The 14,233-nt window shown below is 70.7% G+C and carries 11 protein-coding genes; 6 read left to right on the top strand and 5 right to left on the bottom strand.

The genetic code is table 11. The annotated features are described in order from the left end of the window. Positions 1 to 23 precede the first annotated feature (23 nt). Together ASG40_RS06600 and ASG40_RS06605 are read right to left on the bottom strand one after the other, a co-directional pair. Positions 24 to 314 carry a helix-turn-helix domain-containing protein gene (locus tag ASG40_RS06600; protein WP_055882734.1) on the bottom strand — a complete coding sequence of 97 codons (291 nt, stop codon included), beginning with the start codon at positions 312 to 314 and terminating at the stop codon, positions 24 to 26. After that, positions 311 to 631 carry a type II toxin-antitoxin system RelE/ParE family toxin gene (locus tag ASG40_RS06605; RefSeq protein ID WP_055882736.1) on the bottom strand — a complete coding sequence of 107 codons (321 nt, stop codon included), beginning with the start codon at positions 629 to 631 and terminating at the stop codon, positions 311 to 313. The genes ASG40_RS06600 and ASG40_RS06605 overlap by 4 nt, the downstream gene beginning before the upstream one ends. 91 nt (positions 632 to 722) lie before the next feature. On the opposite strand from ASG40_RS06605, the gene mutL reads away from it, so the two are divergent. Further along, positions 723 to 2,681, top strand: a complete 1,959-nt coding sequence (gene mutL / locus ASG40_RS06610) for a DNA mismatch repair endonuclease MutL (RefSeq protein ID WP_055882739.1) — start codon at positions 723 to 725, stop codon at positions 2,679 to 2,681. A 33-nt stretch (positions 2,682 to 2,714) separates the two neighbouring features. Here the strand turns inward: mutL and ASG40_RS06615 are convergent, their stop codons facing one another. The 3 genes from ASG40_RS06615 to rpsO all read right to left on the bottom strand — a co-directional run bounded on the left by ASG40_RS06615 (position 2,715) and on the right by rpsO (position 6,256). Next, on the bottom strand, positions 2,715 to 3,359 hold the full coding sequence (locus ASG40_RS06615) for a glutathione S-transferase family protein (protein ID WP_055882741.1): 645 nt from the start codon (positions 3,357 to 3,359) through the stop codon (positions 2,715 to 2,717). Positions 3,360 to 3,560: 201 nt separating this feature from the next. Then, a complete protein-coding gene (pnp, locus tag ASG40_RS06620) occupies positions 3,561 to 5,768 on the bottom strand; it encodes a polyribonucleotide nucleotidyltransferase (RefSeq protein WP_055882743.1) in 2,208 nt (735 codons plus the stop codon). Positions 5,769 to 5,986: 218 nt separating this feature from the next. Beyond that, positions 5,987 to 6,256, bottom strand: a complete 270-nt coding sequence (rpsO, locus tag ASG40_RS06625) for a 30S ribosomal protein S15 (protein ID WP_055882745.1) — start codon at positions 6,254 to 6,256, stop codon at positions 5,987 to 5,989. A 283-nt stretch (positions 6,257 to 6,539) separates the two neighbouring features. Here rpsO and ASG40_RS06630 point away from each other — a divergent pair, with 283 nt between their 5' ends. From ASG40_RS06630 to ASG40_RS06650, 5 genes are all read left to right on the top strand, one after another. Further along, positions 6,540 to 7,775: a glycerophosphodiester phosphodiesterase family protein gene (locus tag ASG40_RS06630; protein WP_055882747.1), complete on the top strand. Its 1,236-nt coding sequence runs from the start codon at positions 6,540 to 6,542 to the stop codon at positions 7,773 to 7,775. Positions 7,776 to 8,083: 308 nt separating this feature from the next. Next, positions 8,084 to 8,674, top strand: a complete 591-nt coding sequence (locus tag ASG40_RS06635; RefSeq protein ID WP_055882749.1) for a GNAT family N-acetyltransferase — start codon at positions 8,084 to 8,086, stop codon at positions 8,672 to 8,674. A 204-nt stretch (positions 8,675 to 8,878) separates the two neighbouring features. Next, positions 8,879 to 10,276 (top strand): amino acid permease, encoded by a 1,398-nt coding sequence (locus ASG40_RS06640; RefSeq protein ID WP_055882751.1) that lies wholly within the window; start codon positions 8,879 to 8,881, stop codon positions 10,274 to 10,276. Positions 10,277 to 10,377: 101 nt separating this feature from the next. Further along, on the top strand, positions 10,378 to 11,622 hold the full coding sequence (locus ASG40_RS06645; protein WP_055882754.1) for an N-acetylmuramoyl-L-alanine amidase: 1,245 nt from the start codon (positions 10,378 to 10,380) through the stop codon (positions 11,620 to 11,622). A 177-nt stretch (positions 11,623 to 11,799) separates the two neighbouring features. Then, the gene (locus tag ASG40_RS06650; protein WP_055882756.1) at positions 11,800 to 14,223 is read left to right on the top strand and encodes a penicillin-binding protein 1A; all 2,424 of its coding nucleotides are present in this window, start codon (positions 11,800 to 11,802) and stop codon (positions 14,221 to 14,223) included. Positions 14,224 to 14,233 lie beyond the last annotated feature (10 nt).

Here is a 14,233-nt window from a genome sequence, read left to right on the forward strand (position 1 = left end):
GCCCTCGGCCTCACGAAAGGGCGTCAGGACCCTTGTCCGACGGGTTCGAAACTGATGCGCAGGCTGGTCCCCGTCGCCCTGGCGAAACGTTCGAGTGTCCGCGCCGACGGTTTCGAGCGTCCGGTTTCGAGGCGCGCGATGGCGCTCTGGGAGGTCTCCATCCGCTGCGCCAGTTCCTCCTGCGTCAGCCCCGCCTTTGATCGTGCGGCGATCAAGGCGCGAGCCAGGGCAAACTCCTCTTCGAGGTCGACGTAGGCGTTGCGATAGTCCTCGTCCGTCATCCACTTGGCGTGAAGGTCTGTCATCTTGGTCATGGAACCTCACTCGCCCTCTTGCGGGCCGTATCGAGTTCACGCTGCGGGGTCTTTTGGGTCTTCTTGACGAACACCCGCACGATCACGACGCGTCGGCCAGCTACCGTGACGTAGATGGAGCGGGAGATGCCGCTCTTGGCCTTGACCCGAATCTCCCACAGCTTTCCGTCGAGGTGCTTCACCGTGTCGTGAGGCAGGCCCTCGAAACCGACGGCCTCGATCAGCATGGCGATCCGCACGAGCCGCGCCCTCAGATCCGCGGGCAGATCCTCGATCTCGGCGTCGACCGCCGCATTCAGGGTCTCGACGCTCCATATGCCGCATTATATCAAAAATGATATCGACCCGTCCATCGGCTTCCTCGCCCCTACGGCATCGATCCGATGGCAACACGCCGCCGCCTCCCCTATGCTCGGCCCCGTGCCCCGCTCCGATCTCGCCCCCGTCCGTCGCCTCGATCCGATCCTCGTCGACCGCATCGCCGCCGGCGAGGTGGTCGAGCGGCCGGCCTCGGCGGTCAAGGAACTCGTCGAGAACGCCATCGATGCCGGCGCGCATGCCATCGAGGTGACCATCGAGGCGGGCGGGCGCCGGCTGATCCGGGTGGTCGACGACGGCGCCGGCATGAGCGCGGACGACCTCGCCCTGGCGGTGGAGCGCCACGCCACCTCCAAGCTGCCCGACGGCGACCTCGGGCGGATCGCCTCGCTCGGCTTTCGCGGCGAGGCGCTGCCGTCCATCGGCGCGGTGGCGCGCCTGTCCATCACCACGCGCACGGACACGGCCGAGACCGGGGCGAGCCTCGTGGTCGAGGCGGGCGTGAAGGGCGAGGTGAGGCCGGCCTCCGCCGCCCGCGGCACCCGCGTCGAGGTGAGCGACCTGTTCAGCGCCACCCCGGCCCGGCTGAAGTTCCTCAAGTCCGACCGGGCCGAGACCACCGCCATCGGCGACATCCTGCGGCGGCTGGCGGTGGCGCAGCCGGCGATCCGCTTCACCCTGCGCACCGAGAGCGCGAGCCCGCTGGTCTTTCCCGCCGAGGCCGAGCCCGGCCCGGCCGCGACCCTGCGCCGGCTGGTCGCGGTGCTCGGCGCCGATTTCGGGGCCAACGCGGTTCCCCTGGCGATGGCCCGCGAGGGCTTTTCGCTTACCGGCCACATCGGCCTGCCGACCTACCACCGGGGGGCGGCGAGCCACATCCACTTCACCGTCAACGGCCGGCCGGTGCGCGACCGGCTGCTGCTCGGCGCCGTGCGCGGCGCCTATGCCGACACCATGAGCGCCGACCGCCATCCGGTGCTGGCCCTCGCCATCGCCTGCGAGCCGGGCCTCGTCGACGTCAACGTGCATCCGGCCAAGACCGAGGTGCGCTTCCGCGAGCCGGGCCTCGTGCGCGCGCTGATCGTCAGCGCCATCCACGAGACCCTGCGCCAGGCCGGGGCCCGCTCGGCCACCACCGCGGCCATGCGCACCTTGGAGGCCCTGCGCACCCACGAGACCCTGCACGCCCAAGAGACCCTGCACGCCCAAGAGACCTTTCGCCCGGTGGCGCGCGCGCCCATGAGCGTCCATTCCGGGGCCGGCCCGCATGGCCGTCGCAGCGTCCCGCTGCCGCCGGGGATGCCCTCCTTCGGCGCCCCCGCGGGCTACGGCCAACCGCCGCGTCACGACGGTTTCGGCGAGACGGCCCAGTCGCTGTTCCGCGGCGAGGAGGCGCCGCCCGCCGCCGACCTGCGGCCGGACGAGGCGCCCGAGACCGACGGGCATCCCCTCGGGGCGGCACGGGCGCAGATCCACGAGACCTACATTCTCGCCCAGACCGGCGACGGCCTCGTCATCGTCGACCAGCACGCGGCGCACGAGCGCCTGGTCTACGAGCGCCTGAAGCGCCAGCGCGCGGCCGGCGGCATCGCCCGGCAGGGGCTCCTGATCCCCGACGTGGTGGAGTTGGCGCCCGGCGACGCCGCGCGACTGCTCGAGGCGGCACCCGACCTCGATCGGCTCGGCCTCGCCATCGAGGCGTTCGGCCCGGGCGCGGTGCTGGTGCGCGAGATCCCCGCGGTCCTGGCCGGGGCCGCGATCCGCGATCTCGTCATCGATATCCTCGACGGGCTGTCGGAATCCGGCCTGGAGGAGGGCAGCCCCGACGGCGACGAGGGTGGCCCGCTCGGGCGGCGCCTCGACGCGATCCTCTCGCGCATGAGCTGCCACGGCTCGGTCCGGGCCGGGCGCCGCCTGCGCCCTGAGGAGATGAACGCCATCCTGCGCGAGATGGAGGCGACCCCGCTCTCGGGCTCGTGCAACCACGGCCGCCCGACCTTCGTCGAGCTCAAGCTCGCCGACATCGAACGGCTGTTCGGCCGGCGGTAACGATATGCGTCGTGACGGGCTGGATCGGAGTCGTCAGGCTGCAGGCTTGGCTCCGCCTGCGGCCTCGATCAGGGCATCGTCGATGGCCGCCGCGCGCCGTGCCGCCGGCCGGGCGTCGAGATGCGCGACATAGGCCTCGAAGGCTGGGCGCCGTTCCAGCAGCCCGAAGCCCATGCCCCAGGAGAGATGCGCGCCCACGTAGAGGTCGGCCGCGCTGAAGGCGTCGCCCACGAGATATCGGCGCCCGGCGACCGCGCCCTCCAGGGTGTCGAGCACCTCGGCCATGCTGCCGTAGCCGACCATGCCCTTGCGCTCGGGCGGCACCGCGACGCCGAGCGCGGTGTTCAGGACCGCCGCTTCCACCGGCCCGGCGGCGAAGAACAGCCAGCGGTAATAGGGGCCGCGGTCGAAGCTGCCGGACGGCGGGGCGAGGCCGGCCTCGGGAAACGCATCGGCGAGATAGGCGCAGATCGCCGCCGTTTCGGTGACCACGGTGTCGCCGTGCCGGATCGCCGGCACCTTCCCCATCGGGTTGACCGCCCTGTAGTCGGCCGCCTTCATCGCGTCGCCGTAGCCGAGGAGTTCGGTGCGGTAGGGCCGGCCGACCTCCTCCAGCATCCAGCGCGCGATCCGCCCGCGCGACATCGGGTGGGTATAGAGGACGAGGTCGTGCGTCATGGGGATCCGCTCCACCGGCTGTCGTCGCGAGGGACGGCCATGATGCCACGGATCGGGGCGGGGCAGGAGGGACGGTGACACGCCGGGCCGGCCGTTGCGGCCAGGCCGGGCGACGGCGATCGCGCGGCGGGGCAACCCCGCCCATGAAAAAAGCGCGGCCCCGAAGGACCGCGCTTGTTCGAGCACAGGAAGGGCGAGGGTTTACTCGCTGGCGTTGCGGCGTTCGCCGCGCTCCCGGCGGGGCTCCTGGTCGCCACCGCGCACCCGGTCCTGGTCCGCGTTGCGCTCGGCCTTGAGCTTCTCGGTGAGGTCCTCGCCGGTCTCCTGGTCGACGACCTTCATGGACAGGCGGATCTTGCCGCGGTCGTCGGCGCCGAGGAACTTCACCTTCACCTTCTGGCCGTCCTTGACCACGTCCGTCACCTTGGCGACCCGCTGGGCGGCGAGCTCCGAGATGTGGACGAGGCCGTCCTTGGCGCCGAAGAAGTTCACGAAGGCGCCGAACTCCATGCACTTCACGACGGTGCCGTCGTAGATCATGCCGACTTCGGCCTCCGCCACGATCGAGCGGATCCAGTTGTAGGCGGCCTTGATGGCCTTGCCGTCGCTGGAGGCGATCTTCACCGTGCCGGTGTCGTCGATGTTGATCTTGGCGCCGGTCTTCTCGACGATCTCGCGGATCACCTTGCCGCCGGTGCCGATCACTTCCCGGATCTTGTCGGTGGGGATCTGCATGGTCTCGATGCGGGGCGCATATTCGCCGAGCTCGGGACGGGCGTCGGTGAGCGCCTTGGCCATCTCGCCGAGGATGTGGACGCGGCCTTCCTGCGCCTGGTGCAGGGCGATCCGCATGATCTCCTCGGTGATGCCGGCGATCTTGATGTCCATCTGCAGCGAGGTGATGCCGCTCTCGGTGCCGGCCACCTTGAAGTCCATGTCGCCCAGGTGATCCTCGTCGCCGAGGATGTCGGAGAGCACGGCGTAGCGCTCACCCTCGAGGATGAGGCCCATGGCGATGCCGGCGACGGGCCGGCGCAGGGGCACGCCTGCATCCATCAGCGCCAGCGAGGCGCCGCAGACGGAGGCCATCGACGAGGAGCCGTTGGACTCGGTGATCTCGGACACGACGCGGATCGTGTACGGGAACTCGTGGGCCGGCGGCAGCACGGGATGCACGGCACGCCAGGCGAGCTTGCCGTGGCCGATCTCGCGACGGCCCGGCGAACCCATGCGGCCGGTCTCGCCCACCGAGTAGGGAGGGAAGTTGTAGTGCAGCAGGAAGGTCTCCTTGTAGGTGCCTTCCAGCGCGTCGATGAACTGCTCGTCCTCGCCGGTGCCGAGCGTGGCCACCACCAGCGCCTGGGTCTCGCCGCGGGTGAACAGGGCCGAGCCGTGGGCGCGCGGCAGAACGCCGGCCTCGGACACGATCGGGCGCACGGTGCGGACGTCGCGGCCGTCGATGCGGCTGCCGGTGTCGAGCACGTTCCAGCGCACCACCTTGGACTGGGCCTCCTTGAAGGCGGCCTTGACCTTCTCGGGCGCGTACTTGGCCTCGCCCTCGGCGGGGCAGAGGGCGGCCATCACCGTCGCCTTGACGGCGTCGACGGCGGCGTAGCGCTCCTGCTTGACGGTGTTCTTGTAGGCGGCGCGGAGTTCCGTCTCGCAGATCGCCAGGACGGCCTTCTCGACCTCCTCGTTCTCCGGGGCGGTGAAGTTGCGCGGCTCCTTGGCGGCCTTCTCGGCGAGCCGGATGATGGCGTCGATGACCGGCTGGAAATGCTTGTGGCCGAACATCACGGCGCCGAGCATCACGTCCTCGTCGAGTTCCTTGGCCTCGGACTCGACCATCAGGACGGCGTCCTGGGTGCCGGCCACGACGAGGTCGAGGGAGGAGGTCTCCATCTCGGGAACGGGCGGGTTGAGCTTGTACTGGCCGCCGATGTAGCCGACGCGCGCCGCGCCGATCGGGCCGGTGAAGGGCACGCCCGACAGGGTGAGGGCGGCCGAGGCCGCGACCATCGCCAGGACGTCGGGATCGTTCTCGAGGTCGTGGGTCAGGACGGTGATGACGACCTGGGTGTCGTTGCGCCAGCCCTCGACGAAGAGGGGGCGGATCGGCCGGTCGATGAGGCGGGAAACCAGGGTCTCCTTCTCGGAGGGACGGCCTTCGCGCTTGAAGTAACCGCCGGGGATGCGGCCGGCGGCATAGGCGCGCTCCTGGTAGTTCACGGTGAGCGGCAGGAAGTCGATGCCGGCCTTGGGCTCCTTGGCGGAGACGACCGTGGCGAGCACGGAGGTGTCGCCGTAGGTCGCCATCACGGCGGCGTCGGCCTGGCGGGCGACCTTGCCGGTCTCGAGGACGAGCTTGCGGTCGCCCCAGATCAGCTCTTCACGTTGAACGTCGAACATATCGTTTTTCCTTGCCATCATGCGGTCGGGCGGACCCGGCGCGGCCAGGGGCAAGACGGCGAGGGGCTCTTCGCGATGACGAAAAGTCCCTTGCGATCCTGTCCCCGGCTCTTGCGCCTCCAAGTCGCCCGAGGGTCGCGCGGCCGGACCCATTCCGGCAGCGCGGTTACGAAAACGCGGCCCTGAGTCGAACTCGGGACCGCGTGGAAAAAACCGCCTTAGCGGCGGATGCCGAGACGCTCGATGAGGCTGCGGTAGCGGGCCTCGTCCTTGCCCTTGACGTAGTCGAGCAGCGAGCGGCGCTGCGAGACCATCTTCAGGAGGCCGCGACGGGAGTGGTTGTCCTTGCCGTGGGTCTTGAAGTGGCCGGTGAGGTTGGTGATCCGCTCGGTGAGGATCGCCACCTGGACCTCCGGCGAACCGGTGTCCTTGCCGCCCTGCGCGTATTCCTTGATGAGCGCGGTCTTGCGCTCTGCCGTGATCGACATCGCTATCCCCTTCGGTTGGGTTGGGTCGGGTTGCGCGGCCACGCGAACGGGAGGCCATGCGACGCTCGGGTCGGGCCGCTGCCGGGATGTCGTCCAGCAGGGTCGCGCCACAAGCAGGTTCGGCCCCGTGCCCGTTGCCGGGTCGAGGCTGCGCCGGTCATACACGAAACCACGCGGGACGCCACCCCCGGGCGCGGGACGCGTCCCCCGGGGAGCGGACGTGCCTTCATGCTCCCGTCATCCCGTCGCGCTAGCCGCCGATGCCGGCGAAGAGGGATCAACGATGCGTGCGTTCGCGAAGGCGACGGTCCTCCTCCTGGCATTGCTGCTGCCGGCGGCGGCTCAAGGCTCCCGAGCGGCCCAGATCGGGCCGCGCCCGTTCCACCTCGTCGACACCATGAAGCCCGGCCCCCTCAAGGACAGGCTCGCCGCCTGCGGCACGGACCGGGCCTACACCGCCAAAAGCTTCTCGATCTCGCACCGGGGCGCCCCGCTCCAGTTCCCCGAGCACACCCGAGAGGGCGTGCTGGCGGCGGCCCGGATGGGGGCGGGGATCATCGAGTGCGACGTCACCTTCACGAGGGACCGGCAGCTCGTGTGCCGGCACGCCCAGTGCGACCTTCACACCACCACCGACATCCTGGCCCGGCCGGACCTGGCGGCCCGATGCACGAAGGCCTTCACCCCCGCCGATCCGGCCACCGGCGCCAAGGCCTCGGCCACCTGCTGCACCAGCGACCTGACGCTGGCCGAATTCAAGTCCCTGAAACCGAAGATGGACGCGGCCGACCCCGACGCCACCACGCTGGCCGGCTACATGAACGCGACCCCGCGCTGGCGCACGGATCTCCATGCCGCCGGCACCACCCTGATGACGCACAAGGAGTACATCGCCCTCGTCAAATCGCTCGGCCGCCGGTTCACGCCCGAACTGAAGGCGCCCGAGGTGCCGATGCCGTTCGCGGGAACCTACACCGAGGACGACTACGCCCGGCAGATGATCGACGAGTACAGGCAGGCGGGGATCCCGGCCACGGACGTGTTCCCCCAGAGCTTCCGGCTGCGCGACGTGCTGTTCTGGCTCGAGGCCGATCCCGCCTTCGGCCGCCAGGCCTTCCTCCTCGACAACCGCGACGAGACCGACCCAGGCTTCGATCCCGCCAGGCCCGAAACGTGGAGCCCGAGCATGGCCGATCTCGTCGCCAAGGGGGTGCGGACCCTGGCGCCGCCCCTGTGGATGCTGGTGACGCTCTCGCCGGAAGGGGCGATCGTCCCCTCGGCCTACGCCCGCGAGGCGAAACGCGCCGGGCTCGACCTGATCGCCTGGTCGCTGGAGCGGTCCGGGCCGCTCGCGGCCGGCGGCGGCTCCTACTACCGGTCGGTCCGGCCCGCGATCGACCGCGACGGCGACATGCTCACCCTGCTCGACGTGCTCCATGGGCAGGTCGGCGTGCGCGGGGTGTTCTCGGACTGGCCGGCCACCACCACCTTCTACGCCAACTGCGTCGGGGCCGACTGAGCAGGTTTCGCAAAAGCGGCCACCGTTTTCGCGTCGACGACCTGCGACACACCGATGACCTGAGCGGGGTGAAGCGTTGGCTCGCCAACGCGAACCTGCCGAGGGCGCGCCGCTGGCCCGGAACGTGCCAGCCCCGGAATCCCGCCACCGCCCGGCCGGTGCCGGCCTCCGTACCGGCCTCGGCTCCACGACCGAATGCGATCGGCTTGACGGTCGCCGAGGTCCGATGTGAGGTGTCACCTGCCCAGGGCGTCACGACAGGCGAATGCCGGTCCGCCGATATCCAAACGGCCTTTGAAGGTGTGCCGATGCCATTCGAGCCCGTCACCCTGTCCGGGCGGCATGTCGAACTCATCCCCTTGTCGCCCGACCATGGCCAAGCCCTCGCGGAGGCCGTGCGCGACGGCGAGCTCTGGCGGTTGTGGTACACCGCCATCCCCTCGCCGGAGGCGATGGCGGCCGAGATCGACCGTCGGCTCGGCCTTCGGGCAGCGGGTTCCATGCTCCCCTTCACCGTCCTGGACGGCCCCGGCGGCCGACCGGTCGGCATGACGACCTTCATGAACATCGACGCCGCGGGGCCGCGCGCGGAAATCGGCTCGACGTGGTACGCCGCCCGCGTTCAGCGCACCCTGCTCAACACCGAGGCCAAGCTCCTGCTGCTGGCGCACACGTTCGACGGCCTGGGGTGCCTCGCCGTCGAGTTCCGGACGCACGTCATGAACCTGGCGAGCCGCCGCGCCATCGAGCGGGTCGGCGCCAAGCTCGACGGCGTCCTGCGCCACCACCAGCGCATGCCGGACGGCACCCTTCGCGACACCTGCGTCTACAGCGTCACGGCGCCCGAATGGCCCATGGTGCGTTCGCATCTGACGTGGCAGCTCGAGAAGCCACGGTAACGGTGTCGCGCAGGAGGGGCCCCTGAGTCTCGCGACGAGCGATCCGCCGATGCCGGCATCCGAGCCCCGCGAGCCCAAGCCCAGCGAGCCGAAGACCAGCGAGCCCAAGCCCCGGAAGCCCAAGCCCCGGGAGCCCAAGCCCCGCGAGCCCAAGACCCGCGAGCCCAAGACCCGAAAGGGGTCGGACCCCATGGCAGTCCCATTATGACCGGCCCCTCGCCTTCGACCGAGCCGACCGACGGCGGAGCGCCGCTGCCCCGGACCCTCACCGCGTTCCACCTCGTCTGCCTCGGGGTCGGGGCCACCATCGGCGCCGGCATCTTCGTGCTCACCGGCACGGCGGCGGCGCGCCATGCCGGGCCCGCACTCACCCTGTCGTTCGTGCTCGGCGGCATCGCCTGCGGCCTCGTCGCCCTGTGCTATGCCGAGCTCGCCGCCGCCATCCCCGCCTCGGGCTCCACCTATTCCTACGCGAAGGCGACGCTGGGGCCCTTCGCCGCCTGGATCGTCGGGTGGGACCTCCTGCTCGAGTTCGCCATGGCCGCAGCGACCGTCGCGGTGGGGTGGTCGGGCTACGTCCAGAGCCTCCTGCGCGATGCCGGGCTCGCCCTGCCGCCGGCACTCGCCGGCGCGGAAGGGGCGGACGGCGTCGTGAACCTGCCCGCCGTCCTGGTGGTGCTCGCCCTGACGGTGCTGCTGATGGGCGGCAGCCGCGGGTCGAGCCGGGTCAACGCAGGGATGGTGGTGGTGAAGGTCGCCATCATCCTCGCCTTCGTCGCCATCGGAGCGTGGCATGTGAATCCCACCCTGTGGTCGCCCTATATCCCCGAAAGCAGCGGCGGCTTCGGTGAGTTCGGATGGAGCGGGGTCCTGCGGGGGGCCGGTGTCGTGTTCTTCGCCTTCGTCGGCTTCGAGACGGTCTCGACCGCCGCCGCCGAGACCCGGAACCCGCAGCGGGACGCGCCGATCGGGCTCCTGGGTGCCGTCGCCATCAGCACGCTCCTCTACGTCGCGGTGGCGGCGGTGCTCACCGGCCTCGTGCCCTACGCCGCCCTCGACGTCGCCGACCCCATGGCCAAGGCCACCGACGCCATCGGGATCGCCGGCCTCTCCCTCGTCATCAAGGTCGGCGCGATCCTCGGGCTGACGACCTCGGCCCTCACCGCCCTGTTCGGGCAATCGCGCATCCTCTACGCCATGGCCCGGGACGGTGCGCTGCCGCCCCTGTTCGCGCGGGTCCACCCGCGCCGGCGCACCCCCGCCCTCGGACAGGCCGTCGTCGGGGTGTCGACGGCGTGCGTGGCCGGGTTCACCCCCATCGACCTGCTCGGCGAACTCGTGAGCATCGGAACGCTGCTGGCCTTCATCGTCGTGTGCATCGCGGTCCTGATGCTGCGGCGGGCCGGACATCCGCGGCCGTTCCGGGCGCCGGGCGGCACGGCGACGCCGGTGCTCGGCATCCTCGCCTGCCTCGTCCTGATGGCGGGCCTGCCCTGGGAGACCTGGGCCCGCCTTTCCGCCTGGCTCGGTCTCGGCCTCGTCGTCCACGCGCTCCATCGCCGGGCGGCCGCAGCGCGCGCGGACGGCGGCGTCACCCGCTAGCCACAGGGGGCACGCAACCCGCGCAGGTGCGTTGAGGACCGGTTAACCATTCCGTCGGTATCGCTTAACTCACGCTGCACAAGAACCAGATCGCTGGACCGATGACCGCACGCGCTCGCCTCGTCCTCGCCCTGGCGCTCTCCCTGTGCGCATCCTGGCCGGCCTCGGCCGAGACCGGCGCGGCGCCGGCGGTCGCCATCGGCGCCGACCTCAACGCCGGCGCCAACGGCACCACCAGGCTCACCCTCACCCTGTCGAAGGCGGTGGAGGCGCGCGCCTTCGTGATGGAGCGCCCCGACCGGGTGGTGATCGACCTGGCGGAGGTGAACTTCCAGCTCGGCCCGGAGGCCGGGCGCAGGCGCGAGGGGCTGGTGTCCTCGTTCCGCTACGGCCTGTTCGCGCCGGGACGCTCGCGCATCGTGGTCGATCTCGCCCAGCCCGCCACCGTCGGTCGCATCGAGACCACCACCCGCGCCAGGGACGGGGCGGTGCTGCTCTCCATCGAGGTGCAGCGCGCCGACCGCGACGCCTTCCGCCGCGCCGCCGTGGCGAGCGACCCGGCCCCGGCCGGCCGCAAGGCCGCAGCCCTCCCCGAGAAGACCGACCTGCGCCCGCTGATCATGGTCGACGCCGGCCACGGCGGCACCGATCCGGGCGCCATCGCCAGCACCGGCGTGTTCGAGAAGGACATCGTGTTCGGCTTCGCCCAGGCCCTGGTCGGCCGGCTCGAGGCCTCCGGCCGCTACCGGGTGCGGATGACCCGCGACCGCGACGTGTTCGTGCCGCTCTCCGAGCGGGTCCGCCTCGCCCGCGAGGCGAACGCCGACCTGTTCGTCTCGATCCACGCCGATTCGATCTCCTCGGCGCCGCAGGTGCGCGGCGCCACGATCTACACCGGCTCGGAGCGCGCCACCGACACCGAATCGGCCAAGCTCGCGGACCGCGAGAACAAGGCCGATGCCGCCGCCGGCACCGAATCGAACGCCGCCCCGGCCCAGGTCGCCGACATCCTGCAGGAGCTCACCCTGCGCGAGACCCGCGGCTTCTCGTCCGGATTCGCCAAGGGGCTGATGGCGCACCTCGGCCCGGTGATGGAGATGAGCCCGAAACCCCACCGCGAGGCGGGCTTCGTGGTGCTGCGCTCGCCGGACGTGCCCTCGGTGCTGGTGGAACTCGGCTACCTGTCGAGCAAGCGCGACCTCGACCTGCTGCAGTCGGACACCTGGCGCGTCGAGGTCACCGGGGGTATGGCCAAGGCCATCGACGCCTTCTTCGGCAACCGCACAACCCTGACGCGACCCGACAGCACCCGGCGCTCGGCCTCGGTCGCCCCAGTTTCACCATAGAAAGGGTGTGCAAGCGGGGCTCCACGCCAACCCGGTTCGCCGGTCGTGGACGGCTCGGACAGGCCCCGTCGGGGATCCCGCGAGCCGTCGCGCGGCGCACCCGGGCGTAAGGCGGCAAGGCTCCTGCTCCGGCGAAGCCGGGCCTGCGGCCACAGTGCTTTGACGGACAGGACCCGGATGCGCTTCGTCCTTCGTTTCTTCGGCTTCCTGTTCAGTGCCGGCGCGATGCTGTTCGTGCTGTTCGCCGCCGCGGGCGCCTATTTCTACTGGACCTACAGCCAGGACCTGCCCGACCACGCCGCGCTCGCCAAGTACGAGCCGCCGGTGATGAGCCGCGTCCATGCCGCCGACGGGTCGCTGCTGGCCGAATACGCCAACGAGCGCCGGCTCTACCTGCCGATCCAGGCGATGCCCAAGATCGTTGTCGCGGCCTTCCTCTCGGCGGAGGACAAGAACTTCTACAAGCACGGCGGCATCGACCCCGAGGGCGTGGTGCGCGCGGTGCTGACCAATGCCAAGAGCGGCAAGAAGCAGGGCGCCTCGACCATCACCCAGCAGGTGGCCAAGAACTTCCTCCTGACCAACGAGCAGACCTTCGACCGCAAGATCAAGGAGGCGCTGATCGCGCTGCGGATCGAGGCGACCTATTCGAAGGACAAGATCCTCGAGCTCTACCTCAACGAGATCTTCCTCGGCACGATCGTGCCCGGCCGCAATCTGCACGGCGTCGCGGCGGCCGCGCTCGACTACTTCGGCAAGTCGGTCCACGAACTGACGATCAACGAGGCGGCCTATCTCGCCGCCCTGCCCAAGGGCCCGAACAACTACCACCCCTACCGCCGCACCCAGGAGGCCCTGAGCCGGCGCAACGAGATCATCGGGCTGATGGCCCAGAACGGCTACATCACCAAGGAGGAGGGTGAGGCCGCCCGCAAGACCACGCTCGGCGTCAACCCGCGCGTCGCCTTCGCCAATGCCGCCAACGCCAACTACTTCACGGAAGAGGTCCGCCGCGAGATCACCGAGCGCTACGGCGAGAAGAAGCTCTACGAGGGCGGCCTGTCGGTGCGCGCCACCCTCGATCCGAAGATGCAGGCCTGGGCGCGCCGCGCGCTCCTCGACGGGCTCATCACCTATGACCAGCGCCAGGGCTGGCGCGGGGCGCAGGCCAAGGTCGACCTCGTCGGGCGCGACTGGGGCACGGCGGTGGCCGAGGTGCCGGCGCTGGGCGACGTCGCCCCCTGGCGCCTGGCCGTGGTCCTGAGCACCTCGGGCGGTGTCGCCCAGATCGGCCTGCAGCCGCGCCGCGAGGCCTCCGGCGCCGTCTCCAAGGACCGCGAGACCGGCACCATCGCCGCCGACGGCACCCGCTGGACCGGCCGCTCGCCCTCGGCCGTGCTCAGCGCGGGCGACGTCGTCTACGTCGAGGCGATGGACGGCGGGCGCGGCGCCTACCGCCTGCGCCAGCGCCCGGAGGTCTCCGGCGCCATCGTGGCGATGGACCCCTACACCGGCCGCGTCCACGCCATGGTCGGCGGCTTCTCCTACGACGAGAGCCAGTTCAACCGCGCGACCCAGGCCCAGCGCCAGCCGGGCTCCTCGTTCAAGCCGCTGGTCTACTCGGCGGCCCTGGACAACGGCTACACCCCGTCCTCGATCGTGCAGGATTCGCCCATCACCATCGAGGCCGGTCCCGGCCAGGAGGCCTGGTCGCCCTCGAACTACGACGGCAAGGCCAGCGGCCCCCACACCCTGCGCTACGGCATCGAGCATTCGAAGAACCTGATGACCGTGCGCCTGGCCAAGGACGTCGGCATGCCGCTCATCGCCGAATACGCCCGCCGCTTCGGCGTCTACGACGACATGCTCCCCGTGCTGCCGATGTCGCTGGGGGCGGGCGAGACCACCGTCATGCGCATGGTCACCGCCTATTCGATGCTGGCCAACGGCGGCCGTCGCATCCGCCCGACCCTGATCGACCGTATCCAGGACCGGGTCGGCGAGACCATCTACAAGCACGACGCCCGCAAGTGCCTGGGCTGCGACGCCGACAAGTGGAACGGACAGGACGAGCCCAAGCTGGTGGACGATTCCGAGCAGGTGCTCGATCCGCTGACCGCCTACCAGATGGTCTCGATCATGGAAGGCGTCGTCCAGCGCGGCACCGCCACGCTGCTCAAGCAGATCGGCAAGCCGCTGGCCGGCAAGACCGGCACCACCAACGATGCCAAGGACGCCTGGTTCGTCGGGTTCTCGCCCGACCTCGCGGTGGGCGTCTACATCGGCTTCGACAAGCCGAAGTCGCTGGGCGACCGCGCCACCGGCGGCGGTCTCGCCGCTCCCGTCGTCCTCGACTTCCTCAAGAACGCCCTCAAGGACAAGCCGCCGACCCCGTTCCGGGTGCCGCCGGGCATCAAGTTGATCCGGGTCAGCGCGTCCAGTGGCATGCGCTCGGGTTCGGGCGAAGGGGCCGGCACCATCCTGGAGGCGTTCAAGCCGGGCACCGCCCCGCCCGACGCCTACATCGCCGCGCCCTCGTCCGCACCCACCGCGGTCCCCGCCGACGCGGACCGGGCCGCACAGGCCGGCGGCCTGTACTGACGCCGAGCCG

It is taken from the genome of Methylobacterium sp. Leaf399 (assembly GCF_001424525.1).
Taxonomy (GTDB): Bacteria; Pseudomonadota; Alphaproteobacteria; order Rhizobiales; family Beijerinckiaceae; genus Methylobacterium.

Coding starts and splice junctions, on each gene's coding strand:
- ASG40_RS06635 (WP_055882749.1), top strand. CDS start 8,084: ATGCCATTCGAGCCCGTCACCCTGTCCGGGCGGCATGTCGAACTCATC.
- ASG40_RS06615 (WP_055882741.1), bottom strand. CDS start 3,359: ATGACGCACGACCTCGTCCTCTATACCCACCCGATGTCGCGCGGGCGG.
- ASG40_RS06630 (WP_055882747.1), top strand. CDS start 6,540: ATGCGTGCGTTCGCGAAGGCGACGGTCCTCCTCCTGGCATTGCTGCTG.
- rpsO (WP_055882745.1), bottom strand. CDS start 6,256: ATGTCGATCACGGCAGAGCGCAAGACCGCGCTCATCAAGGAATACGCG.
- ASG40_RS06645 (WP_055882754.1), top strand. CDS start 10,378: ATGACCGCACGCGCTCGCCTCGTCCTCGCCCTGGCGCTCTCCCTGTGC.
- ASG40_RS06650 (WP_055882756.1), top strand. CDS start 11,800: ATGCGCTTCGTCCTTCGTTTCTTCGGCTTCCTGTTCAGTGCCGGCGCG.
- mutL (WP_055882739.1), top strand. CDS start 723: ATGCTCGGCCCCGTGCCCCGCTCCGATCTCGCCCCCGTCCGTCGCCTC.
- pnp (WP_055882743.1), bottom strand. CDS start 5,768: ATGTTCGACGTTCAACGTGAAGAGCTGATCTGGGGCGACCGCAAGCTC.
- ASG40_RS06600 (WP_055882734.1), bottom strand. CDS start 314: ATGACCAAGATGACAGACCTTCACGCCAAGTGGATGACGGACGAGGAC.
- ASG40_RS06640 (WP_055882751.1), top strand. CDS start 8,879: ATGACCGGCCCCTCGCCTTCGACCGAGCCGACCGACGGCGGAGCGCCG.